20 protein-coding genes and 1 pseudogene are annotated in these 24,955 nt (G+C 72.4%); 14 read left to right on the top strand and 7 right to left on the bottom strand.

The annotated features are described in order from the left end of the window. Positions 1–321: 321 nt before the first annotated feature. Entirely contained in the window at positions 322–1,251 is a 930-nt protein-coding gene (locus ACFFHU_RS00840; protein ID WP_377334867.1) for a CDP-alcohol phosphatidyltransferase family protein, read from the top strand. A gap of 108 nt (positions 1,252–1,359) precedes the next feature. On the opposite strand, the gene ACFFHU_RS00835 is transcribed toward ACFFHU_RS00840, so the two are convergent. The 3 genes from ACFFHU_RS00835 to ACFFHU_RS00825 form a co-directional block, all read right to left on the bottom strand. Further along, complete coding sequence (locus tag ACFFHU_RS00835; protein WP_377334623.1) at positions 1,360–2,610, bottom strand: phosphatidylserine decarboxylase; 1,251 nt, start codon at positions 2,608–2,610, stop codon at positions 1,360–1,362. 152 nt (positions 2,611–2,762) lie between these two features. Beyond that, positions 2,763–3,464 carry a phage holin family protein gene (locus tag ACFFHU_RS00830; RefSeq protein ID WP_377334621.1) on the bottom strand — a complete coding sequence of 234 codons (702 nt, stop codon included), beginning with the start codon at positions 3,462–3,464 and terminating at the stop codon, positions 2,763–2,765. Further along, positions 3,461–5,416, bottom strand: coding sequence for a PspC domain-containing protein (locus ACFFHU_RS00825; RefSeq protein WP_377334619.1), 1,956 nt, complete (start codon positions 5,414–5,416; stop codon positions 3,461–3,463). Before ACFFHU_RS00825 ends, ACFFHU_RS00830 begins: the two co-directional genes overlap by 4 nt. 192 nt (positions 5,417–5,608) lie before the next feature. On the opposite strand from ACFFHU_RS00825, the gene ACFFHU_RS00820 reads away from it, so the two are divergent. The 3 genes from ACFFHU_RS00820 to ACFFHU_RS00810 all read left to right on the top strand — a co-directional run bounded on the left by ACFFHU_RS00820 (position 5,609) and on the right by ACFFHU_RS00810 (position 8,927). Further along, a complete protein-coding gene (locus ACFFHU_RS00820) occupies positions 5,609–6,913 on the top strand; it encodes an ATP-binding protein (protein WP_377334865.1) in 1,305 nt (434 codons plus the stop codon). A gap of 2 nt (positions 6,914–6,915) precedes the next feature. Further along, positions 6,916–7,605 (top strand): response regulator, encoded by a 690-nt coding sequence (locus ACFFHU_RS00815; protein ID WP_377334617.1) that lies wholly within the window; start codon positions 6,916–6,918, stop codon positions 7,603–7,605. Positions 7,606–7,829: 224 nt separating this feature from the next. Next, positions 7,830–8,927 carry a thioester domain-containing protein gene (locus tag ACFFHU_RS00810; RefSeq protein ID WP_377334615.1) on the top strand — a complete coding sequence of 366 codons (1,098 nt, stop codon included), beginning with the start codon at positions 7,830–7,832 and terminating at the stop codon, positions 8,925–8,927. A 55-nt stretch (positions 8,928–8,982) separates the two neighbouring features. Here the strand turns inward: ACFFHU_RS00810 and ACFFHU_RS00805 are convergent, their stop codons facing one another. Further along, complete coding sequence (locus ACFFHU_RS00805) at positions 8,983–9,717, bottom strand: PIG-L deacetylase family protein (protein WP_377334613.1); 735 nt, start codon at positions 9,715–9,717, stop codon at positions 8,983–8,985. Positions 9,718–10,305: 588 nt separating this feature from the next. Here ACFFHU_RS00805 and ACFFHU_RS00800 point away from each other — a divergent pair. The 5 genes from ACFFHU_RS00800 to ACFFHU_RS00780 all read left to right on the top strand — a co-directional run bounded on the left by ACFFHU_RS00800 (position 10,306) and on the right by ACFFHU_RS00780 (position 15,887). After that, positions 10,306–11,784, top strand: coding sequence for a peptide ABC transporter substrate-binding protein (locus ACFFHU_RS00800; protein ID WP_377334611.1), 1,479 nt, complete (start codon positions 10,306–10,308; stop codon positions 11,782–11,784). 142 nt (positions 11,785–11,926) lie between these two features. Continuing rightward, positions 11,927–12,856, top strand: a complete 930-nt coding sequence (locus ACFFHU_RS00795; protein WP_377334609.1) for an ABC transporter permease — start codon at positions 11,927–11,929, stop codon at positions 12,854–12,856. Further along, the gene (locus tag ACFFHU_RS00790) at positions 12,849–13,826 is read left to right on the top strand and encodes an ABC transporter permease (RefSeq protein WP_377334607.1); all 978 of its coding nucleotides are present in this window, start codon (positions 12,849–12,851) and stop codon (positions 13,824–13,826) included. Before ACFFHU_RS00795 ends, ACFFHU_RS00790 begins: the two co-directional genes overlap by 8 nt. 26 nt (positions 13,827–13,852) lie before the next feature. Further along, positions 13,853–14,881 (top strand): ABC transporter ATP-binding protein, encoded by a 1,029-nt coding sequence (locus ACFFHU_RS00785; RefSeq protein ID WP_377334863.1) that lies wholly within the window; start codon positions 13,853–13,855, stop codon positions 14,879–14,881. Beyond that, complete coding sequence (locus ACFFHU_RS00780) at positions 14,874–15,887, top strand: ABC transporter ATP-binding protein (protein ID WP_377334605.1); 1,014 nt, start codon at positions 14,874–14,876, stop codon at positions 15,885–15,887. Before ACFFHU_RS00785 ends, ACFFHU_RS00780 begins: the two co-directional genes overlap by 8 nt. Positions 15,888–15,995: 108 nt before the next feature. Here the strand turns inward: ACFFHU_RS00780 and ACFFHU_RS00775 are convergent. Together ACFFHU_RS00775 and ACFFHU_RS00770 are read right to left on the bottom strand one after the other, a co-directional pair. Beyond that, positions 15,996–16,271 (bottom strand): annotated as a pseudogene (locus ACFFHU_RS00775) (chorismate mutase); the annotation flags it as partial. A 523-nt stretch (positions 16,272–16,794) separates the two neighbouring features. Then, positions 16,795–18,627 (bottom strand): bifunctional metallophosphatase/5'-nucleotidase, encoded by a 1,833-nt coding sequence (locus tag ACFFHU_RS00770; RefSeq protein WP_377334603.1) that lies wholly within the window; start codon positions 18,625–18,627, stop codon positions 16,795–16,797. A 236-nt stretch (positions 18,628–18,863) separates the two neighbouring features. Between ACFFHU_RS00770 and pcrA the strand changes: the two genes are divergently transcribed. Then, entirely contained in the window at positions 18,864–21,290 is a 2,427-nt protein-coding gene (gene pcrA, locus ACFFHU_RS00765) for a DNA helicase PcrA (protein WP_377334601.1), read from the top strand. A gap of 96 nt (positions 21,291–21,386) precedes the next feature. On the opposite strand, the gene ACFFHU_RS00760 is transcribed toward pcrA, so the two are convergent. Next, positions 21,387–22,025: a class I SAM-dependent methyltransferase gene (locus tag ACFFHU_RS00760; RefSeq protein WP_377334599.1), complete on the bottom strand. Its 639-nt coding sequence runs from the start codon at positions 22,023–22,025 to the stop codon at positions 21,387–21,389. 100 nt (positions 22,026–22,125) lie between these two features. Between ACFFHU_RS00760 and ACFFHU_RS00755 the strand changes: the two genes are divergently transcribed. The 4 genes from ACFFHU_RS00755 to ACFFHU_RS00740 all read left to right on the top strand — a co-directional run bounded on the left by ACFFHU_RS00755 (position 22,126) and on the right by ACFFHU_RS00740 (position 24,882). After that, positions 22,126–22,866, top strand: coding sequence for a hypothetical protein (locus ACFFHU_RS00755; RefSeq protein WP_377334597.1), 741 nt, complete (start codon positions 22,126–22,128; stop codon positions 22,864–22,866). After that, positions 22,863–23,705, top strand: a complete 843-nt coding sequence (locus ACFFHU_RS00750) for a helix-turn-helix domain-containing protein (RefSeq protein ID WP_377334595.1) — start codon at positions 22,863–22,865, stop codon at positions 23,703–23,705. Before ACFFHU_RS00755 ends, ACFFHU_RS00750 begins: the two co-directional genes overlap by 4 nt. Positions 23,706–23,779: 74 nt before the next feature. Further along, positions 23,780–24,388 (top strand): dihydrofolate reductase family protein, encoded by a 609-nt coding sequence (locus ACFFHU_RS00745; protein ID WP_377334593.1) that lies wholly within the window; start codon positions 23,780–23,782, stop codon positions 24,386–24,388. Next, complete coding sequence (locus tag ACFFHU_RS00740; RefSeq protein ID WP_377334591.1) at positions 24,385–24,882, top strand: pyridoxamine 5'-phosphate oxidase family protein; 498 nt, start codon at positions 24,385–24,387, stop codon at positions 24,880–24,882. Before ACFFHU_RS00745 ends, ACFFHU_RS00740 begins: the two co-directional genes overlap by 4 nt. Positions 24,883–24,955 lie beyond the last annotated feature (73 nt).

The raw sequence follows: 24,955 nt of genomic DNA, 5'->3' as shown, positions 1-24,955 counted from the left end.
AATGGCTCCGCTAGACTGACGAGCTGGGTGCCGGGACCGAAGATGTGCCGTTTGGAGCAGACTGGGAAGGTTTGCGGGAATCGCGGCGTTGATGGGAGAAAGCACCACTCACAGCTATCGCCATCGCCCTGGGTTTGTGCGATGGTGTAGGCCGCCCAGATCGGTTGCCGGGTCATTCACCCGGTAGGACACAGCCGGACGGCCGCCCGCGACGGGCGGCGCAGGCGTTCCAGTGATGGAGGAAATGTGCCGAGAGCCCCTTGGCGCCGGCGTCGTACGGCAGACAGCCCGCGCCCCGCGGGACGCCGCTGGACCGGAGGCCTGCGACGCAGCGGGACCCTCGCCAGCCGGGTGCTGCAGGTCCGGGTCGGCCGGCGAGGCCACCAGGCTGGCGGCGCGGCCGGTCTGGTCAGTTCGGAGCACTACCACAGCGACGGGCACCGCGCGGTCGGGCGGTACGCCCGGAGCCGGTACGCCGAGCCGGCCGTCGAGGCGGTTCGGCCGATCAGCCCGGCCGTTGGCCCCTCGACACCGGTGGACGCGTCCGGCGCCGGGATGGCCATCCCGCTGCTGCCCGGCGAGCGCACCGTCGCCCGACGGCTGCGGTTCGCCCTGGTGAACGCGTGCACGCTCGCCAGCCTCATGCTCGGGATCACGGCGATCCTGCTGGCCATGCACGGCGAGGTGCGGATCGCCGCCGGCTGCCTGATCGCCTGCGTGGCCTTCGACGGTCTGGACGGCGCGCTGGCCCGGCGGCTCGGCGTGGCCAGCCCGTTCGGCGCGCAGATGGACTCGCTCGCCGACATGTGCTCGTTCGGCCTCGCCGCGCCGGTCGTGGTCTACGCGTCGCTGGCCGGCGCCGTCTCCACGGCGGCCGCCGGGGTGGCCTGCGCGCTCGTCGCGGCCTGCGCGGCGGTCCGGCTGGCCCGGTTCAACGTCTCACCGAAGGACGGCCGCTTCTTCTGCGGCGTGCCGACCACCATGGCGGCCGCGGTGCTCGCGCTGGCCGTGCTGATCGGGCTGCCGGTGGCGGGCATCTTCCAGGTGGCGGGCGTCGGCGTGCTGGCCTTCGCCATGGTGTCCAGCTTCCCGTACGCGAAGGTGGCCCGGCTGATCAAGCTGCCGCCCTGGGTGTGGCTGGCGCCGGTGGTCGGCGCCCTGATCGACGTCCGGGTGACGTTCGCGCTGCTGGTGCTGGGCTACCTGGTCAGCGGTCCGGTGCTCTGGCTGCACCAGCGCCGCACGGCCTGACCGCGGCCGCGGCGCGGCCCTGACCACCCGGCAACACCGCACGATCCACGAAAGGGGCGTCCCCGGTTCGCCGGGGGCGCCCCTTTCGGCTGTCCCGGCGAGCGCCGCTCAGCGCCAGCGCGCGATGACGCTCGACCCGCCGACCACCTTGTCACCCGGGCCGACCAACGGCTCGGCCAGATCCGCCGGCAGGTACACGTCGGTGCGCGAGCCGAACCGGATCAACCCGAACCGCTCGCCGCGGGCCAGCAGGGTGCCGACCGGCGCGCGCTGCACGATCCGGCGGGCGATCAGCCCGGTCCGCTGGGCCACCACCACCGTCCCCCGGTCGGTGTCCAGCACCGTGTACGCGGCCACGTTGTGCTCGGCATCCGGCCGCATGGCGGCCGCGAAACCGCCGTCGGCCACGAAGTAGTCGACCACCTTCCCGGCCACCGGGGACCGGTTCACGTGTACGTCGAGCACCGAGAGGAAGACCGCGACCCGGAGGAACTCGCCGGCGCCGAAGCGCTCGTCGGTGAGCCGCTGGACCGACAGGACCTGCCCGTCGGCCGCGGCCACCACCGCGTCCGGGTCCTCCGGCACGTCCCGCTGCGGGTCCCGGAAGAAGGCCGCCAGCACGGGCGCGGCGAGGGCCGGCACCAGCCACAGCCGGGACTTCGGCCGGGTGAGCCGGGCGAGGCCGGCCAGTCCTAGGGCCAGGCCGCCGGCCGCCACCCCGTTGGAGTCGATGTGCATGGTCCGGGTCAGCGGCACGCTGGAGGTCCGGTACGCGGGCGCCAGCCGGGCCGCCGTGCCCACGGCCGCCGGCGTGTAGCGCAGCCGGTGCACCCGGAGCGGCGGCCGGTTGCGCAGCACCAGGTCGCTGCCGACGCCGAACAGCATCGACTGGCGGTCGAACTCCGCCGCGGCGCCGGCCGTACCGCCCGGCTGGGCCGGCACGGCGGCGCTCAGCACGGCCCCCTCGGCCAGGTGCTTCGCCAACCCGTCGAGCGCGGACCGGGCGTCCTCGGCGCCTCCGGTGTACGCCTGGGCCACCATCACCGCGTCGGCCGGCTCGGCCTCGACCAGCGAGTCGACCACCCGGATGCGCTCCTCGACCCACTGACCCTGCGCGGTGACGTGGGCGCGGAGGTCCGCGGCCCCGGCCGGATCGTGCGGCACGAGGGTGAGCGAGTCCCCGGGCAGCAGCCCGTCGATCGCCGCGGCCAGCACGGCCGAGCCCGCCGCCGCCCCGACCACCAGGCCGGTCTTCGGGCCCTGGTGCCGAGCGAACTCGGCGGTGAGGGCGCGGGCGGCGCGTTCGCCGATGGGTACCTCGCCGGCGCCGACAGCGGGTACGGCCGGGGACTGGGCCATGTCTGGTGAACTCCTTGGGTTGTTCGTGCCGGCAGCTCTCCGGGCGGCGTGCCGGGACCGCGGCAGTGGGCGGGGTGCCAGGACGGCCCGCGGTGGGAACCGCCACCGGCCAGCATAGGCGGCGGCCGGCCGTGCAGACATCGACCGCGGCGTCAGGCCGATTCGTCCCCGCCCCGCTCGCCGGCGCGGCCCGGTCGGGGCTCGGCCGGTCCGGTGCCCGGATGGCTCGGCTCGACCGGGTCCGCCAGATCCGCCGGATCCGGCGCGCTCGGCCGGCCGCCGGGCTCGTCGCTGGTCGGATACGCCGCCGGGCCGCCGCTGGTCGAACCGCCGGCCTCGCCGCTGATCGGGTACGCCGCGGGTCCGCCGCTGGTCGGGCCGCCGCTGGACGGGTACGCGGCGGGTCCGCCGCTGGTCGGGCCGCCGCTGGACGGGTACCCGGTGGGGCCGCCGCTGGTCGGGTACCAACCGCCCGGGTCGCCCGGCGGGAACGGCCCCGCCGCCGGTGCCCCGAAGGGCGCGTTGCTGCTCGGCGTCCCGAAGGGCGCGTTGCTGCTCGGCGTCCCGAAGGGCGCGTCGCCGCTCGGCGTCCCGAAGGGCGCGTTGCCGCTCGGCGTGCCGACCGGCGCGCCGCTGCCGGGGTGCGGCTGGGTGGCCGGTTCGGTCCGGCCGCTGCCGGCGCGGAGCGCGCCGAGCAGGCCCAGCACCCCGATCACGATGAGCCCACCGGCCACGAACCAGCCGACGGCGGGCAGCGCCAGATCGAGGAGCTGGCCGACCAGCCACCAGACGGCGACGGTCAGGAAGAGGACGGCGAAGGTCAACGACAGACCGTCGGTGCGGTGCGCCTTCATCGGGATACCTCCACATGGCCGGTGCCGACCCGCAGGTTCAACTGGAGCTTGCCGCCGCCGGGGCCGTCCGGGCCGAGGTCGGTGGTCTCCCGGCTGCCGCCGTGGATGCCGCTCCACCCGCTGTCGAACACCCGCGCGTCACCCGCGCCGAGATCGACGGATGTCGTCACGTCCACGTTCGGCGGCACGATCACCCGCAGCGCTCCGACCTGTACCCGCACCGCGACGGTGGCGTCCCGGCCGGTGAAGTCGACCTGCCGCAGGTCAAGGTTGGAGTCCCCGAACGAGTTCTCGTACGTCTCGGCCAGCTGGTCGTAGCTGACCGGTCGCCAGTCCACCCGGCCATTGTTGTCGTCGACGGACGACTCGGCCAGGGTCGAGATGCCCAGCGCGGCCGTGGCTGCCAGCCCGAGGGCGATCAGCCAGCGGGCCCGACCGAACCAGGCGCCCACCAGCAGGCCGAGCCCGATCGTCACGAGCGCCGCAGCGAAGTAGCCGGATGTGGTGACCGGCACCGCGTTGGTGAGGTCGAGCACGGTCACCACACCGATGGCCACGAAGATCAATGAGAACGTGGCCGCGCCGAGCGGCGACCGCTCCTTGGGCGGTTTCGGTGGCCGCGGCGGGCTCGCCGGTGGGTACGGCGCCGCCGGGGCGGTCGCGTACGGCCCACGCGGTGCGAACGCCGGACGGTACCCCCGGTCCAGGGTCGGGCCCAGCGGGGTGGCCGCCGGAAACTCGCTCGTGGCCGGGTACCCGGCGCTCGGCGGGGCGGGCGGGCTCAGCCAGGACGGGACCGGACCGCTCGGGGCCGGCGGGGCGGCCGGTTGCCCGTACCCGATTCCCGTCCCGAGGAGGCTCGGCGCCGGACCGGCGGTCCCGATGCCGGAGGTGGCCGGTTCGGGCGGCCGCGCGCCGGCCGCCGGCGCGATCCCGCCGGGTTGGTCCAGGCCGCCGGGTGCGCCGCCCCACCCGCCCGGGCCACCGGTGCGGCCGAAACCGCCGGCCTGACCCTCCGCCGGCTGGCCGGGCCCCCCCAGACCCGGCCAGCCGGCCCCGGGCTGCCCGCCCGGGGGAAGCGGCGGCGCGCCGGCGGGTTGCCCCAGCCGGCCGCCGCCGTTGCGGTTCAGCAGGAGCGCGCCCCCGATGACGATCGCCGCGCCGAGCAGGACCGCGCGGAACTTGTCCGTCACGATCAGCCCGAACATCACCGCAACCAGGACGCCGAGCACGATGACCATGATCGGCGACATGCTGGACCGGCCCCGGCCCAGCATGGATTCGACCGGTGAGGCGGTGTCGCCCTCTGCCGGGATGACCAGCCAGGCGGCCAGGTAGATCAGGATCCCGATCCCGCCGAAGAAGCCGAGCACCGCCAGCAGCACCCGCCAGAGCACCGGGTCGGTGTTGGTGGCCCGGCCGATGGCCGCGCAGACCCCCGCGAGGTAGCGGCCCTGGCGGGGGCGGACCAGCCCGTACCGCGAGGTGAAGCCGGCGCCCCCGGGCGGCGGCCCGGGCGGGGGCCAGCCCCCGGCACCGCCCGGCGGCAGGCCGTCGGCGCCCCCCGGCGGCGGGATGTCCGCGCCCCCCGGCGGACCCCCGGCGTCACCCGACGGTGGAACGTCGGCGCCGGCGGTCGGCGGTGGAACGTCGGCGCCGGTCGTCTCCGTGCCGAACTCGCGGGTCGGCGTCGTGCCGAACTCGCGGGTCGGCGTCGTGCCGAACTCGCGCGTCGGGTCCGCGCCGAGGTCCCGGGTCGGCTCGTCGGCGGCGCCGGCGGGGTCCGCGGCCGTCGTCGGGGCGTACGGCTCGCGCGGTGGCTCGGCACTGTCGGAGGGGCCCGCCGGCGCGTCGACGTGGGGCGTCGGCGGGGCGGGCGACGGCGGTGGCGGCGCGGATGCGGCGCCGTCCGGCGTCCGCGCCCCGCGCGGCTCGGCGGGTTGTTCGGTCATGCCCCGATCCTGGCGCGCGGCCCGCCCACCTGCCTCAGGAGCCGACCCTGACGCCACCCTGAGATTGTCCGACCGGCAAAGTCGGGGACGTCCCCGTGGTCAGCGGCCGCGCGGCGTGTGACGATCGGACTACCCGGCGGCGCACCGGCGTCCCACCGCGCCAGGCTGCCGCCGCCGGGCCCGCGCCAGACCATGGCGCCGGGCCCGCGCCGCGACCACGGCGCCCGGCCCGGCGGCACGACCAGGGAGCCACCCATCAGCATCGCCACCGAACCGCCCCGCCTCTACCGGGTACGCGACCACCGCATGGTGGCCGGCGTGGCCACGGGCATCGCGGAACACCTGGGCATTTCGGTCATGCGGGTCCGGGTCGCGTTCGTGGTGCTGCTCGGGTTCAGCGGCCTCGGCGTGCTGCTCTACGCGGCCTTCTGGGCGGTGGTGCCGCTGCGGCCGGGAGCGGCCGAGCCGGCGCCCCGGCGCGACCTGGTCCAACTGCTGCCGTTCGTGGCCATCGGGCTCGGCATGATCATGGTGCAGGTGCTGCTCTTCGACTCGGTCGGGGTGGCCAGCACGGCCGGCTGGCTGGTGGCGATCATCGCCGTCGGCGCCGGGGTCATCTGGCACCAGTCCGCCCCGGAACGGCGCCGGCAGTGGAGCGGCAGCGTGCCGTGGCTGGGCGCGGTCGTCGAGGAGAGCGACCGGCGCGCGTTCGTGCTGCGCTTCATCGGCGGCGGGGTGCTGGTGGCGGTGGGCATCATCGGCATCGCGGCCGTGTACTCGCCGCAGGAGAACTTCAACGCCGTCCTGTACGGCGTGATCTTCGCGCTCGTCGGCCTGGCCGGGGTCGGGGTGGTCGCCGCCCCGGTGCTCTGGCGGACCTACAACCAGCTGCGGGCCGAGCGCGAGGGCCGGATCCGGGAGCAGGAGCGGGCCGAGCTCGCGGCGATGGTGCACGACCAGGTGCTGCACACCCTCGCCCTGATCCTGCGCAACGCGGGCGATGTGAAGACGGTCCAGCGGCTGGCCCGGGGCCAGGAACGTTCGCTGCGTAACTGGCTGTACAAGCCCACGGCCTCGCCGAACGAGCGGCTCGCCGCGGCGCTGGAGCAGGCGGCCGCCGAGGTCGAGGACACGTACGCGATCAGCGTCGAGGCGGTGGTGGTGGGCGACCGGGAGACCGACGAGCGGGTCGACGCCCTGGTGGCGGCCGTCCGGGAGGCGCTGGTGAACGCCGCGCGGCATGCCAAGGTGCAGACGGTCTCGCTGTATGCCGAGGTGGAGCCGGAGCAGATCAGCGTGTTCGTCCGCGACCGGGGCGCCGGCTTCGACCCTGCGAGCGTGCAGGATCACCGGCACGGAGTACGTGGTTCGATCATCGGACGGATGGACCGGCACGGCGGTCGGGCGGAGATCCGCAGTGAGCCGGGCTCGGGCACCGAGGTGCGGCTGACGTTGCCGACTCCCGGCGACCGGGCCGCGACAGGAAGGGACAGGTAGTCATGGATGAAGATCGGCCGCTGGAGGAGACCGGTGGGGAGCACACCCCGTCACGGCCGCTCCGGGTGTTCCTCGTCGACGACCACGCCATGTTCCGGGCAGGTGTCCGCGCCGAACTCGGCGTGCACGTCGAGGTGATCGGTGAGGCCAGCACGGTGGCGGAGGCGGTGGCGCGGATCGGCGCCAGCAACCCGGACGTGGTGCTGCTCGACGTACACATGCCGGATGGTGGCGGGCGGGCGGTGCTGGATGCCGTACGGCGGACCCATCCGCAGGTGAAGTTCCTGGCGCTGAGCGTCTCGGACGCGGCGGAGGACGTGATCGGGCTGATCCGGGCCGGCGCCCGCGGCTACGTCACCAAGACCATCTCGCCGGACGAGTTGGCCGCGGCCATCCGCCGGGTGGCCGACGGTGACGCGGTGTTCAGCCCGCGGCTGGCCGGCTTCGTGCTGGACGCGTTCGCGGCCCGGCCGGACGCGCCGGTCGCCGACCCGGAGCTGGACCAGCTCACCAACCGGGAGCGGGAGGTGCTGCGGCTGCTGGCGCGCGGCTACGCCTACAAGGAGATCGCCAAGGAGCTGTTCATCTCCATCAAGACGGTGGAGACCCACGTGTCGAACGTGCTCCGGAAGCTGCAGATGTCCAACCGGTACGAGCTGTCCCGCTGGGCCGCGGACCGCCGATTGGTGTGAGATTTGCCCCCGATGGGTGTTACCAATGGTACAGATGTGACTGATGTGGCGGCTGCCTGCTGACAAACGTCGCTGCTTGTGCTGAAATCCCCTTCGCGTCGTGAACGGCGGCTCAGGCCCGGATTCGACTTCGCTGTCCGGTAAAAGCCCCGCGACGACTTCGTCGTACCGCCTCCGCCCGCCCAGCGGGCGGGGCGACCCCCTGGGGAGAGGTAGTCATCCTGATGTTCGGAAGAACAGGTGCGCGTTGGGGCCGTACGGCCCTGGCCGCGATCGCCGGTGCCGCGCTGACCTTCGGCGTCGCGGGCCCGGCCGCCGCCGAGCCGGCCACCGAGGGCAGGCCGGTGGGCCTCGCGAACAGCAGCGTCACCCTGATGCTGAACGAGAAGCCCCGGCAGACCTCGGGGTTCCAGCTGCAGATCGGCGACAAGGCCGTCATCGCATACTGCATCGACTTCAACACCAACATCGCGATGAACGAGGCATACAAGGAGGGCACCTGGGACGCCTCCGAGGTGCAGGACCTCGGCAAGGTGCAGTGGGTGCTCACGCACGGCTACCCGAACGTGACCGAGGACAAGCTGCTCGCCGCGGCCGGCGCACGGATGCCGGGTGGGCTCAACGCCGACGCCCAGCGCAAGCTGCTCTACTTCGGCACCCAGACCGCCGTCTGGCAGTTCAGTGACGGCGTCAAGCTGGGCGGCTTCGAGGCCGGCAAGGGCCTGCTGGACGAGGACCAGTACGCGGTGGTCCAGAAGATCTACACCTACCTGACCGAGAACGCGACCGCCGTTCCGGAGCCCAAGCCGAGCCTGAGCATCAAGCCGGGCAAGGCGGCCGACGTTCCGGTCGGCTCGAAGGCCGGTCCGTTCACCGTCGCCGGCCCCGGCGGCGAGATCAAGCTGGACGTCCAGGGCGGCCAGGCGGTCGACGCCGACGGCAAGCAAGTCACCACCACCGCGAACGGCGAGAAGTTCTGGCTGACCGCCGAGGGCGCCGGCACCGTCTCGGTGACCGCGACCGGCTCCGGCTCGGTCTCCACCGGTCGGGTCTTCCTGCACGTCGGTGGCAAGGCGCAGAAGCTGATCCTCGGCGGCGCCGTGGGCGAGCAGGTGAAGGCGCAGGCCTCGGCCAACTTTGTGACCGGTCCGGCCAGCCCGACGGCCGCCCCGAGCGCCAGCCCGAGCGGCCCGTCCGGGCCGGCGCTGCCGGTGACCGGCTCGTCCACCGGCCTCATGGTGGGCGCCGGCCTGCTGCTGCTGGTGGCCGGCGGGGTGGCCGTGGCCATCGTCCGTCGTCGCCGGGTGCGGTTCACCGTCTGATCCCGCGACACCCGTCTCCGGTGCCCCCGACGCCACGGCGTCGGGGGCACCGCCCTTATTCGGTACGCAGCACGGTGAACGCCTCGGCCAGCCGGCCCGACGGCAGTCCGGCGTCCCGGGCGGCGGCGGTCATCCGGTCCCGGAGCCACTCGGCCGGGTCGAAGTGCGCGGTCTGCGAGGCGTGCGCGCGCAGCGCCGCGAGCTTCCGGTCGAACTGGTCCGTCACGTCCACCACGTGGTCCGGGCTCGGGCCGCCGGCGTACCAGACCTCCCGCACGACCCACGGCTTGAGGCCCTGGTCGAGCAGCTCGGGGAAGGCGAACGGGTTTCGGGCGTCCGGGTAGATCGCGCAGGTGGTGGCCTCGCCGGTGGCCAGGTGGTCGGGGTGGCTGGGGCCGGACAGCCGTTCCCAGCGGCGCAGCGGCGAGCTGGTGAGGATGCGGTCCGGCCGGTGCCGGCGGATGGCCGCGGTGATGTCCCGGCGCAGGTCGAGGCTCGGCGTGAGGGTGCCGTCGGCGTACCCGTCGAGGAACTCGACCCGCGCGACGCCGAGGGCCGCGGCGGCGGCCCGCTGCTCCCGTTCGCGGATGTCGGGCATCTCGTGCCGGGGGGTGTCGTCGAAGCCGCCGGCGTCGCCGCGGGTCACCAGCAGGTACGTCACCTCGATGCCGGCCGCCACCCAACCGGCCACCGTGCCGGACGAGCCGAAGTCGATGTCGTCCGGATGCGCGAACACCGCGAGTACGCGCTCGATGTCGGTCAGTGCCGGGGCGGATGGTGGGTACGTCATGGTGACCGATATTACGTTTTTCTGAAAACCGCCGTACGACGGGCAAAACTCGCTGGTCAGGGCCGATGCGATGGGGTATGTCGGGCCTGCCCGCAATCTCGGGCCGGCGACGGGCGACTAACGGCTTGATAACGCGGCTTTGTGTTGCCGGCGCCCCGGTGCCAGAGTTGCAGCGCTTGGTCCACCCCGCGCGTGAGTCGCCTTCGCCGTCCCAGACCGCTGCGGCTAGTGTTTGCCGGTCAGCGCAGGTCCGGGCAGCATGGCGCCGGCCGCGCGGTGGACGAGCCGACGGATCGCCGGTGCGTGTCGGTGCCGGCTCCTTCCGTAACAGTTCCGTAGCGGCTGCGAACCCCTCGTGGCCGCCAGCACGTCATGTCCACGTGCAGGAGCACGACCGTGGTAGCAGGATCTTTGAGGAGGCTTCGGAGAATGAGGGTCTCGAAGCGAGTGGGTGCGGTCGCGCTTGGCGCGGCGCTTGCACTCGTCGCGACAGGCTGTGGCAGCGGGGGCGGCAGCAATAGCTCTGGCGACACCGCGAACGGCTCCATCACGATCGACGGCGTCCAGCCGGAGTCTCCGCTGGTGCCGGTGAACACGAACGAGACCGGTGGTGGCAACATCATCGACAACCTGTGGACCGGCCTGGTGCGGTACCCGAACGACGGCAGCGCGCCGAAGAACGCGGTCGCCCAGTCGATCGAGACGGGTGACTCGAAGGTCTACACCATCAAGATCAAGCAGGGCCTGAAGTTCCACGACGGAACCGAGGTTCAGGCGCACAACTTCGTGGACGCCTGGAACTGGGGCGCGTACGGGCCGAACGGTGCCAAGAACTCCTCGTTCTTCAGCGACATCGACGGCTTCACCGACGTGAACCCGCCGGCGCCGGAGGGCGGCGGCAAGGCGCCCGCGCCGAAGGCCAAGACCATGAAGGGCCTGCAGGTCGTCGACAACTACACCTTCAAGGTGACGTTGTCCGCACCCTTCTCGATCTTCCCGACCAAGCTGGGCTACAGCGCCTTCTACCCGATGCCGGATGCCTTCCTCAAGGGTGGCAACCCGGACGAGTTCGGCAAGCGCCCGATCGGCAACGGGCCGCTGAAGTTCGTCTCCTGGGAGCCGAACGTGGCGGTCAAGCTGACCCGGTTCGACGACTACGCGCTCGACAACAAGGTCACGCTCAAGGACGTCACGGTCAAGCTGTACCAGGACGCCAACGCCGCCTACCAGGACCTGGTCTCCGGCAACCTGGACTTCATGCAGACCATCCCGGTCTCGGCGCTCGCCGGCGACAAGTGGAAGGCCGACCTGAGCGACCGCACCATCAACGTGCCGGTGCCGACCTCCGCGAAGATCGACTTCCCGTTCTACGACTCGAAGTTCCGGGACGTCAACCTGCGCAAGGCCGTCTCGCTGGCCATCGACCGGCAGGAGATCACCGACAAGATCTTCTCCGGCTCGAAGAAGCCGGCCAACAGCTGGGCCAACCCGCTGACCCCGGGTGCCAAGGACGGCAACTGCACCGTCTGCACCTTCGACCCGGCCAAGGCCCGGCAGCTGCTCCAGCAGGCCGGCGGCTTCTCCGGGACGATGAAGTTCTACTACAACGGTGACGCCAGCCACAAGGAGTGGATGGAGGCCGTCGCCAACCAGGTCGCCAAGAACCTGAACATCCAGGCGCAGGCCGTGGCCGTGCCGCTGAACGCGCAGTTCCGGGCGAAGATCAACGCGCACCAGTTGGACGGTCCCTACCGCGCCGCGTGGCAGCAGGACTACCCGGACGTCGAGAACTGGCTGGGTCCGCTGTTCGTCACCGGCGGCAGCTCCAACAACGGCCTGTTCAGCGACAAGGAGGTGGACAAGCTCTACCGCGAGGGCACCGCCGCGCCCAGCGTCGACGCCGCGCACGAGAAGTTCGCCCAGGCCGTGGCGAAGGTGGACCAGGACGTTCCGTCGATCCCGGTCTACTTCTACAACCAGCAGTCGGGCTACTCCGAGAAGATCAAGAAGGTCGAGACCAACAGCAAGGGTCCGATCGACCTCTCGACGGTCGAGCTCGCCGGCTAAGGCGACCACAGTCCCGGGTCGGTCCCTCTCTCGGGGGCCGGCCCGGGCGGTCCCCGCTGCCGAGGGCGCGCGATCCGCGTCCTCGGCACGTGTTTCGCCACCCGTGTCGGGCGTCCGACGCGAACCCCTTGGAGGACGACCCATGGGCCGTTACCTGTTGAGACGGCTTCTCCACCTGGTCCCGGTCTTCATCGTGACCACGTTTTTGATCTATGTGCTGGTCTGGGTGCTGCCCGGTGATCCGTTCGCCGGCAAGTGCGGCGAGCGCCCGTGCCCGCCGAACTACGTCCAGATGATGACCGAGAAGTACCACCTGGACCAGAGCGTCTTCGTGCAGTACGGCAGCTACATGAAGGCACTGCTGTTCCAGGGCGACTTCGGCACCACGTACAACGGGCAGTCGGTCAACGACATCATCGCCCAGTCGTACCCGAACACGGTCAAGCTGGCGCTGGTGGCGGTGGCCATCACGGCGCTGATCGGGCTGACCGCCGGCGTGCTCACCGGCCTGCGCCGCAACGGCTTCGCCGACAACCTCGTGCTGGTGTCGACGCTCTTCCTGATCGCGCTGCCGACCTTCGTCACCGGCTTCGTGCTGCAGTGGCTGTTCGGCGTGCAGTTGGGGCTCGTGCGGCCCACGGTCAGCAGCGAGGCGCCGCTCAACGAGCTGATCATCCCCGGCTTCGTCCTCGGCAGCGTCTCGATGGCCTACGTGTCCCGGCTGGCCCGGACCAGCATCGCGGAGAACCGGCGGGCCGACTACGTCCGGACGGCGATCGCCAAGGGCCTGCCGATGCGCCGGGTCGTCGGGGTGCACCTGCTGCGCAACTCGCTGATCCCCGTGCTCACCTTCATCGGCACGGACATCGGCAGCCTGATGGGCGGCTCGATCGTCACCGAGGGCATTTTCAACATCAACGGCATCGGCCGGCAGGTCTACCGCGCGATCCTCACGAAGGACAGCGCGACCGTGGTCTCCATCGTCGTCCTCCTGGTGATCGTCTTCCTGTTGGCGAACCTGGTGATCGACCTGCTGTACGCCGCCCTGGACCCGAGGATCCGTTATGAGTGACCCGACGCTCGGCTCGATGGTGACCACCCCGTCCCCCGACCAGCCCGCCGTGGTGGAGGGCGGCACCGCCGGCGACGGCGGCCGGTCGGGTCGGCGCGACAAGCCGCGCGGCCTGCTCAGCGACGCCTGGCGGGACCTGCGCCGCAAGCCGCTGTTCTGGATCTCCGCGGTGTTCATCCTGTTCTTCCTGGTGCTGGCGGCCTTCCCGTCGCTGTTCACCTCGGTCAGCCCGACCGCGGCCGACCTGTCGCGCAGCCGGGTGGAGCCGAGCGGCAGCGCCCTCTTCGGGTACGACCTGCAGGGCCGGGACGAGTTCGCCCGGACCATCTACGGCGCCCGCGCCTCCATCGTGGTCTCGGTGCTCTCCACGATCGGCACGGTGCTGATCGGCGGGGCGATCGGCATCTTCGCCGGGTTCCGCGGCGGCTGGGTGGACGCGCTGCTGTCCCGGGTCGCCGAGGTGTTCTTCGGGCTGCCGTTCGTGCTCGGCGCGATCGTCATCCTGACCACCCTCAACGGCCCGAGCGCCAACAACGGGACGTTCACCATCATGGGTCTGGTGATCCTCTCGATGGTGGTGTTGAGCTGGCCGGTCTCCATGCGGATCATGCGCTCGGCGGTGCTCGCCAACAAGCAGGCCGACTACATCCTCGCGGCCCGCGCCCTGGGCGCGAGCAACCGCCGGATCATCCTCAAGCACCTGCTGCCGAACTGCCTGGCGCCGGTGCTGGTCTATGCCACGATCCTGATCGGCACGTTCATCGGCGCCGAGGCGACGCTGTCGTTCCTGGGTGTGGGCCTGCAGTCGCCGGTGGTCTCCTGGGGCGTCATGATCAGTGAGTCCCGGGACTGGATCCGGGTGTCGCCGCACCTGCTGTTCTTCCCCGCCGCCTTCCTCGTTGTCGCGGTGCTCAGCTTCGTCATGCTCGGCGAGGCGGTCCGCGAGGCGCTCGACCCCAAGCTCCGGTAGGAGAAATCGCGTTGTCCGAGATAACTGTGTCCCAGCGGTCCCGGCCCGGTGCCGAGGGCCCCGGGGGTCCGTCCGGCCGGCTGCTGGAGGTCGAGGACCTCCGGGTGGAGTTCCGGACCCGGGACGGCGTCGCCAAGGTCATCAACGGGGTCACGTACCACGTCGACGCGGGGGAGACCCTCGCCGTGCTCGGCGAGTCAGGCTCCGGCAAGAGCGTGACCGCCCAGACCATCATGGGCATCCTCGACACCCCGCCGGGGTTCGTGACCGGGGGCGCGATCCGCTTCCACGGCCGCGACATGCTCAGGATGTCCGGCGAGCAGCGGCGCCGGATCCGCGGCGAGGGCATCGCCATGGTGTTCCAGGACTCGCTTTCCGCGCTGAACCCGGTCTTCACGGTCGGGTTCCAGATCGCCGAGCAGTTCCGGATCCGCCGGGGAATGAGCCGGCAGGAGGCCAAGAAGCGCGCCGTCGAGATGCTCGACCTGGTCAAGATGCCGAACGCCCGGCAGCGGGTGAACGAGTATCCGCACCAGTTCTCCGGCGGTATGCGGCAGCGCGTCATGATTGCCATGTCGCTGGCGCTCGACCCGGAGGTGCTGATCGCCGACGAGCCGACCACCGCGCTGGACGTCACCGTGCAGGCCCAGATCATGGACCTGTTGGCCGAGCTGCAGCGCGAACGGCGGATGGGCCTCATCCTCATCACCCACGACCTGGGTGTGGTGGCCGACGTGGCGGACCGGATCGCGGTGATGTACGCGGGCCGGGTCGTCGAGGAGGCCGACGTCCACGAGCTGTACGCCCGGCCGGCGCACCCGTACACGGTGGGCCTGCTCGAGTCGATCCCGCGGGTCGACCAGAAGGGCCAGCAGCTGCGGACCATCAAGGGTCTGCCGCCCAACCTCATGCGGATCCCCACCGGATGCCCGTTCCACCCGCGCTGCCCGATGGCCCAGCCGGTGTGCCGGGAGAGGGTGCCCCCGCTGCTGACGCTCAGCCCCACCCGGGCCAGCGCCTGCCACTTCGCCGAGGAGCTGATTAACCGTGGCTGAGAAGATCCTCGAGGTCCGCGACCTGGTCAAGCACTATCCCGTCACCCGCGGAGTGGTCTTCAAGAAGACCATCGGCCAGGTACGCGCGGTCGACGGCGTCTCCTTCGACCTGCACCGCGGGGAGACCCTGGGCGTGGTGGGCGAGTCGGGCTGCGGCAAGTCGACGCTGTCCCGGGTCCTGATGAGCCTCGAACCGCCGACCGGTGGCCAGGTGCTCTACAAGGGCCGCAACGTGGCCACGTTGAAGGGCGGCGAGCTGCGCCGGCTGCGCCGGCAGATCCAGCTGGTGATGCAGGACCCGTACACGTCGCTGAACCCCCGGATGACGGTGGGCGACCTGGTCGGGGAGCCGTTCGAGATCCACACCGAGGTGGCGCCGCGCGGCAGCCGGCGCCGGCGGGTGCAGGAGCTGCTCGACCTGGTCGGGCTGAACCCGGAGCACATCAACCGGTACCCGCACCAGTTCTCCGGCGGCCAGCGGCAGCGCATCGGCATCGCCCGGGCGCTGGCCCTGCGTCCCGAGATCATCGTCTGCGACGAGCCGGTGAGCGCCCTGGACGTCTCGATCCAGGCTCAGGTGATGAACCTGCTGGAACAGCTGCAGCGGGATCTCGGCCTGTCGTACGTCTTCATCGCGCACGACCTGTCGGTGGTGCGCCACCTGTCGGACCGGGTGGCGGTGATGTACCTCGGCAAGATCGCGGAGATCGGCACCGAGGAGGAGATCTACGAGCGGCCGACCCACCCGTACACCCAGGCCCTGCTGTCCGCGGTGCCGGTTCCGGACCCGACGAGCCGGAGCCAGAAGGCGATCATCCGGCTGACCGGCGATGTGCCGTCGCCGGCCAACCCGCCCTCGGGCTGCCGGTTCCGGACCCGGTGCTGGAAGGCGCAGGACGTCTGCGCCCGGGAGGAGCCGGCGCTGGTGCAGCGGCGTGGCACCGACCACCCGAGTGCCTGCCACTTCGCCGAGGTACGGGAGATCGTCGCCACCCACGAGGCCTGATCCGCCTCGCGCCCCTGCCCGCGTCCGCGCGTTGATCTGGGGCATATGGCCGCAATCTGGGATCAACCAGCGACCATGTGCCCTGGATCGGCGGCGGGGGCGGGTGGGTCAGAGGGGGCCGCGGCCGGCGCGGAGCAGCAGCAGGGCCAGCTGGGTTCCGTCGGCGCCGAGGGTGTCCCGGAAGCGGTCCAGGATCTGCCGTTCGCGGGCGAGGACCAGCCGGGTGCCGCCGGACGCCACCCGGGTGGCGCCGACCTGCCGGGACAGCTCGGCCCGCTCCTGCCAGAGCGAGATCAGGGCGTTGTCGATCTCGTCGATCCGCTCCCGCAGCACGGAGATCTCCTCGGCCGCCAGCGCCGACGGGCTGCCCGTGTCGGCCGCCGCAGTCCCGCCCGGGGTTGCCGCCTTTTCGTCCCGGGCGGCCGCCGGCCCGCCGGGGGTCGCGAGGGGCCGTCCCGCGGCCGCGGTTGGCCGCCCCGCGGTTGCGGCGGAGGGTGCCGGCCGCCCGTCCGGGGCCGGCGAGGCGGAATTGGACTGCTGGGCTGCTAGGTGCGTCGGCATGGCTGCTCCCTGAGGCGGTCGGGCCGCCGGAGTTCCCGAGATCCCGCAGCGAAAAGCCCCGGGCTCGGGGAGCCCGGGGCTTTTCGTAGGTCTGTGATCAGGCGCGACCTACGGCTGCCGGACTCCCGGTGCCGTAGTAAAAAAAGCTGCGCGCCTGCTTGGTCACGCGTCGAGTATGCCCACCCCGACCAGCCCGGCGCAACCCGTTCCACCAGGTAGGACGCCGAACCCGTCGGCCGGCCGCCGGGAGCGCCCGTCCGGAGCCCGGGAATGCTGGTCCAGCGGCCGGGAGTCCCGGTCCGGAAGCCGGCCGCGGTTCGAGCCGCGGCCGGCCTCCGGGTGGGGCTCAGCCGATCTTGGTGATCCGGTCCGCCGGGCCCGGCGCCACCGGGGCGTTCGCGCCCAGGTAGCTGACCAGGGCATCCACGTCGAAACCGGGCGCGGTGGTCCGGCCGGTGCCGCCGGTCAGCGCGGTGAAGCCGTCGCCACCGTTGGCCAGGAAGTCGTTCGTGGTGACCCGGTAGCTGGCCGCCGGGTCGATCGGCGTGCCGTTCAGCGCCAGGTTGCTGATCCGGTCGCCGCCCGCGCGGGTGCTGTCGTACGTGTACGTGAAGCCCGCCGAGACCTGCAGGATCTTCTCGGTCGTCTGCCCCTGGTACCCCACGAACTGCTGCTCGAGCACGGTCTTGAGCTGGGCGCCGGTGAGGGTCTGGGTGACCACCAGGTTGTTGAACGGCTGGACGGTGAACGCCTCGCCGTAGGTGATCTCGCCGGGCGCCTCGCCGCCGGCCGAGGTCCCGTACGGCAGGGAGGCCCGGATGCCGCCCGGGTTCATCAGCGCGATCTGCGCGCCGTCGCCCGTCGTCCGGGCAAGCTGGGCGTCGGCGATGACGTCACCGAGGGGGCTCTCCCCGTTGGCCAGCGGGTCCCGGTTGATGTCCGCGGTGATCCGCCCGACCACCCGGTTGGCGATCGGTGCCACGGCCGTGCGGTACTTGTCGGCCAGCTGCTTGGCGGCCGGGTCGACCAGGGCCGGGTTCCGGACGTACGTCTTGTCCGGGTTCTGCTGCCAGCTGCCGTCCGCGTTGCGTACGCCGTTCTCGACGATCACGTTGTGCGCGGCGATGTCGGTGAACCGGCCGGTCCGCTTGTCCAGCGTGTAGTCGATGTCCGTGATCAGCTGCCCGTTGGTGCCGGCGCTGGTCACCACGCTCTGCGCGCCCGAGGAGTTCGGCAGCGTGCAGGAGTACCACTTGTGGGTGTGGCCGGACACCACCAGGCCGAACTCGGGGTTCAGCCCCTTGACGATGTCGACGATCGGGCCGGAGAAGTTGTTGCAGTCCGAGATGCCGATCGGGTTGGGCGGCGCGGCCTGCGAGCCGCCCTGGTGCACGAGCAGCACCTGCGCCCTGACCCCGAACAGCCGCAGCAGCGCGCCCCACCTGTTGGCGGTCTCCACCTCGTTCGTGAACCGCACGTTGGTGATCCCGGCCGGGTTGACGATGCCCGCGGTGCCCTCCAGGGTCACCCCGACGAAGCCCACCGGAACGCCGTCGATGAACTTGATGTCGATGGGCGGCAGGATCGGCAGGCCGGTCCGCTTGTCGATGGTGTTGGCGGCCAGGTAGTGGAACTTGGCGCCGGCGAAGCCGTCGCCGTCCTGGCAGCCGTCCACCGGGTGGCAGCCGCCGCGCTGCATCCGCAGCAGCTCGGTGACGCCCTCGTCGAACTCGTGGTTGCCCACCGAGCTGACCTGCAGGCCGACCTGGTTCATCAGCTCGATGGTCGGCTCGTCGTGGAAGGCCGCGCTCACCAGCGGGCTGGCGCCGATCAGGTCGCCGGCGCCCACCGTGGTGGTGGTCCGGCCCTCGGCCGCGCCTTCGGCGCGCAGCCGCTTGAGCCAGGTGGCCAGGTATTCCACGCCGCCGGCCGGGGTGCCGTTGACGGTGCTGTTCGGCGGGTCGATGGCGCCGTGGAAGTCGTTGTAGCTGAGGAACTGGCCCTTGACCGCCTGGCCCAGCGGGCTGCCGTACGAGACGGAGACCGGGGCGGGGGTGCCGGAGGCCGTCGCGGGGGTCTGCCCGGTGGCCAGCGGCGCGACGCCGAGCATGGCCAGCGCCAGGGCGGGCGCCGCGAGGTGACGCGGCGAGAAACGGCCGCGCGTGCGCGGTGAACGCATGAGTGGGGTCCAATCGGGTCCGGGGGCATGGGGGGTTTCGCCCCGGACATCGTTCTTGACGAGGTACGGACCGCACCAGCCCCCACCGGTGACGAGTTGATGTCCGATCGGCCGGTCCGGGCGGTGCGGCCCGCGCCAGGGCGGCCCGCCGGGAGGGTGGATACGGACGACTCGTACACCCGTGCGGGGCGGCGCGGGCGGCGGTGTCCGACCGCCGGCATAGACTCGCGGGTGCGATGCATGCTCTTTTCGAACCGCCGCCCGCCGGTTCCCGGCCGCCCGGCGCACCCCACTCGCCCGGACACCGCCGGGATTCCGCCCGCCTCGACGTGGCCGCCCTGCTGGCCGGGCTCAACGGCCCGCAGCGGGACGCGGTGACCCATTCGGGCAGCCCGCTGCTCATCGTGGCCGGCGCCGGGTCGGGCAAGACCCGCGTGCTGACGCACCGCATCGCCTACCTGCTGGCCGCCCGGGACGTGCACCCGGGCGAGATCATCGCCATCACCTTCACCAACAAGGCCGCCGGTGAGATGAAGGAGCGGGTGGCCGCCCTGGTGGGGCCGCGGGCCCGGCTCATGTGGGTGTCGACGTTCCACAGCGCCTGCGTCCGCATCCTGCGGGCCGAGCACGAGCACGCCGGCCTGAAGTCGACCTTCTCGATCTACGACGCCGACGACTCGCGCCGGCTGATGCAGCTGGTGGCCCGGGAGCTCGACCTCGACCCCAAGCGCTACCCGGCCCGGATGCTGGCCGGCCAGGTCTCCAACCTCAAGAACGAGCTGATCGACCCGGAGGAGTTCGCCGGCCGGGCCAAGGGCCCGAACGAGCGAGCCGTGGCCGAGGCGTACACGCTCTATCAGCGGCGGTTGGTCGAGGCGCACGCGCTCGACTTCGACGATCTGATCATGACCACCGTGCACCTGCTGCGGTCCCACCCGCACGTGGCGGAGAGCTACCGTCGCCGCTTCCGGCACGTGCTCGTGGACGAATACCAGGACACCAACCACGCCCAGTACGCGCTGGTGAAGGAGCTGGTGGGCAGCGCGGCCGACGCGAGCGGGCTGCCGCCGGGCGAGCTGTGCGTGGTGGGCGACGCCGACCAGTCCATCTACGCGTTCCGCGGCGCCACCATCCGCAACATTCTGGAGTTCGAGCGGGACTTCACGGACGCCCGGACGATCCTGCTCGAGCAGAATTACCGCTCCACCCAGACCATCCTCAACGCGGCCAACGCGGTGATCGACAACAACTCCTCGCGCAAGCCAAAGCGGCTGTGGAGCGAGGAGGGCGAGGGCGAGCAGCTCGTCGGGTACGTGGCCGACACCGAGCACGCCGAGGCGGACTGGGTGGCCCGGGAGATCGACCGGCTGGTGGACGCCGACGAGACCAGGCCGGGCGACGTGGCGGTCTTCTACCGCACCAACGCCCAGTCCCGGGTGTTCGAGGAGGTGTTCATCCGGGTCGGCCTGCCCTACAAGGTGGTCGGCGGCGTGCGGTTCTACGAGCGCAAGGAGGTCCGCGACGCGCTGGCCTACCTGCGCGCGGTGGTGAACGACGACGACACCGTGAGCATCCGGCGGATCCTCAACACCCCCCGCCGGGGCATCGGCGACCGCGCCGAGGCGTGTGTCGAGGCCCTGTCGAGCCGGGACCGGATCTCCTTCGGCGCCGCGCTGCGCCGCGCCGGCGACGCCCCGGGCATCTCGACCCGGGCCGCCAACGGGATCGGCGACTTCGTGGCCCTGCTCGACGAGGTGCGCGAGCTGGCCGCCACGGCCCCGCCGGAGGAGGTGCTGGAGGCCCTGCTGACCCGCTCGGGCTACCTGACCGAGCTGGAGGAGAGCCTCGACCCGCAGGACGCGGGCCGGGTGGAAAACCTGCAGGAGCTGGTGAGCGTGGCCCGGGAATACACCGAGCGCGCCGAGGCGCAGGCCGAGGAGGGCGGCCCGGGCGCCACCGTGGCCGGCTTCCTCGAACAGGTGGCGCTGGTGGCCGACGCCGACCAGGTGCCGGCGGACGACCCCGACCATCAGGGCGTCGTGACCCTGATGACCCTGCACACCGCCAAGGGCCTGGAGTTCCCGGTGGTTTTCCTCACCGGCCTCGAGGACGGCGTGTTCCCGCACCTGCGCTCGCTGGGCGACACCAAGGAGCTGGAGGAGGAGCGCCGGCTGGCGTACGTCGGCATCACCCGCGCCCGGCAGCGGCTCTACCTGTCCCGCTCGGTCACCCGGTCGGCCTGGGGCCAGCCGTCCTACAATCCGCCGTCGCGGTTCCTTGAGGAACTGCCGCCCGACCTGGTCCGCTGGGAGCGGGTCGAGGCCGCGTACACCTCCTGGTCGGGGACGGGCGGCGGCGTGGGCGGCCGGTCGGGCGCCGCGGGTCGCGGCGCGGTCGGTCGCGGCGGCGGCTTCACCGGCGGTACGCCGAAGGCGGCGCAGCTCGCCCAGCGGTTGGGGGTGGACGCCAGCCGGCTCAGCACGGCGAGCGAGTTGCCCCAGGCGCCCAAGGTGGCGGCCGGGGACCGGGTCAACCACCAGCGGTACGGCCTGGGCCGGGTGCTGGCCGTGGAGGGCCACGGGCCGAGCACCCGGGCGCAGATCGATTTCGGTGACCAGACCATGTGGCTCGTGCTGCGGCACGCGCCCATCGAAAAGCTCTGACGCCCGACGCCCGACGCCCGACGCCCGACGCTGCGGCGACCGCCGTGCGCCGGGGATCGGCCGCGGCGGTGTTTCCGGGCGGTCGCGGCGGTCGCGTCAGCGCAGGAACGTGAACAGCCGACGGCCCCCGGCCGGCGGCTCCGGCTCGGCCACGAGGCGGTGCACGCCCACCCCGTACCGATGCTCGGCGCCGGACAGGAACTCGCGGGCGAACCCGGCCGCCGCGAACCAGCCGTCGATGGTCGGCACGAGATCGGGCGCACTGCGGTGGCGGGTCCAGATCACCCGCCCACCCGGCGCCAGGAGCGAGGGCGTGGCGCGGACGGTCCCGGCCACGTCGCCGTCGCTGATGTTGCCAAAGATGCCGCAGAGGAGCACCAGGTCGGCCGGTACGGCGCCGAGGTGATTGTCGGTCAGCGCGGCGTCGCCCACCAGGAAGTCGAGACCCGGCCAGAGCGCCGACCGGCCCGCGTCGGCCAGGCCCGGGTCCAGCTCGACCAGCAGGCCCCGTACGTCCGCCCGGCGCCGGTGGTCGGCGAGCGCGCCGGTGAGATCCCGCCCGTCACCCGCGCAGAGGCTCAGCACCCGGATCGGGCCGGGCGGCGCCGCGTCGACGGCGAGCCGTATCCGTTCCCGCACCACGGCCAACCGCAGCGACATGGTGGATCGCGGATCGTCGTACTTGCGATGCCAGTCGTGCCAGTCCCGCCGCGGTGCGTCCGTACCCTGGGCCACCCGCCCACCGTACTGAATGGATCCGGCCACGGCCGTCCCGCGTCGGCCGGGCCGGTCCACGGGCGGCGCCCCGGCTCTGCGGTGCCGTAGCCTCGGCGCCATGATCGAAGCGGTTCGGGTCGCCGTGGCGGGGGTCGGGAACAACACGTCGGCGTTGGTGCAGGGGATCGCCTACTACCGGCAGTCGGGCGCCCTGGTCGGGCTGTCGCGGCCGGTGATCGACGGCGTCGGGGTCGGCGATGTCGAGTTCGTCGCGGCCTTCGCGACCTCGCCCGGCAAGATCGGCAAGGACCTGACCGAGGCGATCTTCCTGGCGCCGAACAACTTTCCGCGCCTCGACTGCGAGTTGCCCCCGGCCGGCGTGCCGGTGACCGAGGGACTGCGCGACGGGGACGGGATCGACCGGGTGGCCGCGAAGCTCGCCGGCGCCGACGTCCTGCTCTACTCGGCGCCCAGCGGCCGGCCGGCGACCGCGCTGGCCTACGCCGAGGCGGCCCGCCGGGCGGGGGTGGCCTTCGTCAACACCACCAGCGACGCGGTCGCTCGGGATCCGGAATGCCTGGCGCGGTTCACCGCGGCCGGGGTGCCGCTGCTGGGCGACGACCTGGCCAGCCAGTTCGGCACGTCGGTGCTGCACGACGCGCTGCTGCGGCTGCTCGCCGAGCGCGGGCTCTCGCTGGTCAGCTCGTACCAGGTCCTTTGGGCGGCACCGCAGCCGCCACCGCCCGGCGGGCCGGTCTCGGCGGCTATGTCGCCGAGGCCACCCCGCTGCTCAAGTCGCCGCCGGGCGCGGCGGTCTGAGGCGCGGGGCGGGCGGGAATGGGCCAGACTGCGACGATGAAGTACGTCGGCCGGGTGCCCGCGCCACCGCTGGACCGGTTCGTCGACGACGTGTACTGCCTCACCGGGGTGCCGCGCCATCCTCGGATGAACGTCCCGCCGATGCCGTCCGCGCACCTGTTCGTCAACCTCGGTGGACCCGTACGGCTGCGCGATTCCGACCCGTCGGTGCCACCGGCGGTGCTCACGGACGGCTGGTTCATGGGGGTGTGGACCCGGCGCTTCGTCGTCGAGTACTCGACGCCGGTCCGGCTGGTGGGAGTCCACTTCAAGCCCTGGGGAATGGCGCCGTTCGCCGACCTGCCGGCCACCGAGCTGCGGGACCGGTGGGCGCCGGTCGACGCCGTCTGGCGGCGGTCGCTGGACCGGATCCGCAACCGGCTCGGCGAGCTCGCGCCGGCCGACGAGGCCCTGCGGGTCATCGAGGAGGAGCTGCGGTCCCGACTGGCCGCGGCGCCGGCGCGGGGTCTCGACCTGGTGGGACACGCGGCGGGCCGGTTGGCCACGACCCACGGCACGCTCCCGATCGGCGCGCTCACCGAGGCCGCCGGGGTGAGCGGAAACCACCTGGCCACCCTCTTCAAGTCGTACGTCGGGATCACGCCGAAGCGGGTGGCGCGGATCTACCGCTTCGCGCGGCTGATCCTGTCGGTGGACGCCCTGCGCCCGGTCGACTGGGCGGACGTGGCGCAGACGGCCGGCTACTTCGACCAGGCCCACTTCGGGCGGGAGTTCAAGGAGTTCACCGGTCACACGCCGACGGAGTACCTGGCCCTGCGCCGCCGGTTCCCCGCCGAGCCGGGGTTCCCGCCGGACAGCGGTCCGATGCCGGCCGAGTGATTTTTTACAAGCCCGGTCGCCACGCCGGGCGACAAGATCGGGGGCGTACCCGTGAGGAAAGCCGAGGAGGACCCGTGGGAAGCGTGATCATGCACAGCGTGGCGTCGGTGGACGGCTTCATCGCCGACGACAACGACGACGTCGGTCCGCTGCACGAGTGGTACTTCAACGGCGACGTCCCCATCCGCGAGCGCGACCAGGGGTACGACCATTCCGGCGCCGGAAGCCGGTTCAGGGTCTCACCCGCATCGGCGGAGTACGTCCGGACGATGTGGAACCGCATCGGCACGATCGTCATGGGACGGCGACTGTTCGATCTGGTGAACGGCTGGGAGGGTCAGCCGCCGACCGGCGACCACGTGGTCGTGGTGTCCCACCGGCCCAAGCCGGCCGGCTGGCACCCCGAGGCGTCGTACCACTTCGTCGGCGACGTGGCGGCCGCCGTGGATCGGGCCCGGGAGCTGGCCGGGGATCGGGACGTGGCCGTGAACGCCGGCGACGTCGGCGGCCAGATCCTCGCGGCCGGCCTCGTCGACGAGGTGGCCATGGACGTGGTGCCGGTGGTGTTCGGGTCGGGCCGGCGCTACTTCGGCCGCACCGACGGGCGGTATCCGCTGGCGGGTCCGCACGTGGTCGTCCACGGCGACGGGGTGCTGCACCTGCGGTTCAAGGCGCGGCCATGACGCCGGTCGAGCTGGCCGCGCACGCGCGGACGCTGCTGGACACGAACGCCTTCCTGACCCTTGGCACGGTCGGCCCGGACGGCCGGCCGTGGACCTCGCCGGTCTACTTCGCCGCGGCCGGCCTGCGCGAGTTCTACTGGTGCTCCGAGGCCGACGCCGTGCACTCGCGGAACCTCGCCGAGCGCCCGCCGGTGAGCATCGTCGTCTTCGACTCCCGCGTCCGTCCGTACCACGGCCGTGCCCTGTACGCGGCCGGGACGGCGGTCGAGCTGGACGACGCCGACCTCGACCGCGGGCTGCGGGTGTATCCCGGACCCAGCGACCGGGGCGGCACCGCCCTGACCCTGGACGACGTCACCGGATCGTCCCCGTACCGGCTCTATCGGGCGACGGCCACCGACGTGTGGGTGCTGTGCCCGCGCGAGCCGGGGCAGCCGTGCCCGCTGCACGGGCTCGGCAAGGACCACCGGGTCCGCGTCGAGCGGGACGCCTGACCGCCGGACCCCGCCGGCGAGCACCGGCCGCCGGACCCCGCCGGCGCGCAGCCGGAGCCGGGGTGTGGCGGAG

This window comes from Plantactinospora siamensis (assembly GCF_042434095.1).
GTDB lineage: Bacteria > Actinomycetota > Actinomycetes > Mycobacteriales > Micromonosporaceae > KBS50.
The sequence above is the reverse complement of the archived record's forward strand: the minus strand, read 5'-3'. Positions and strand labels throughout refer to the sequence as shown.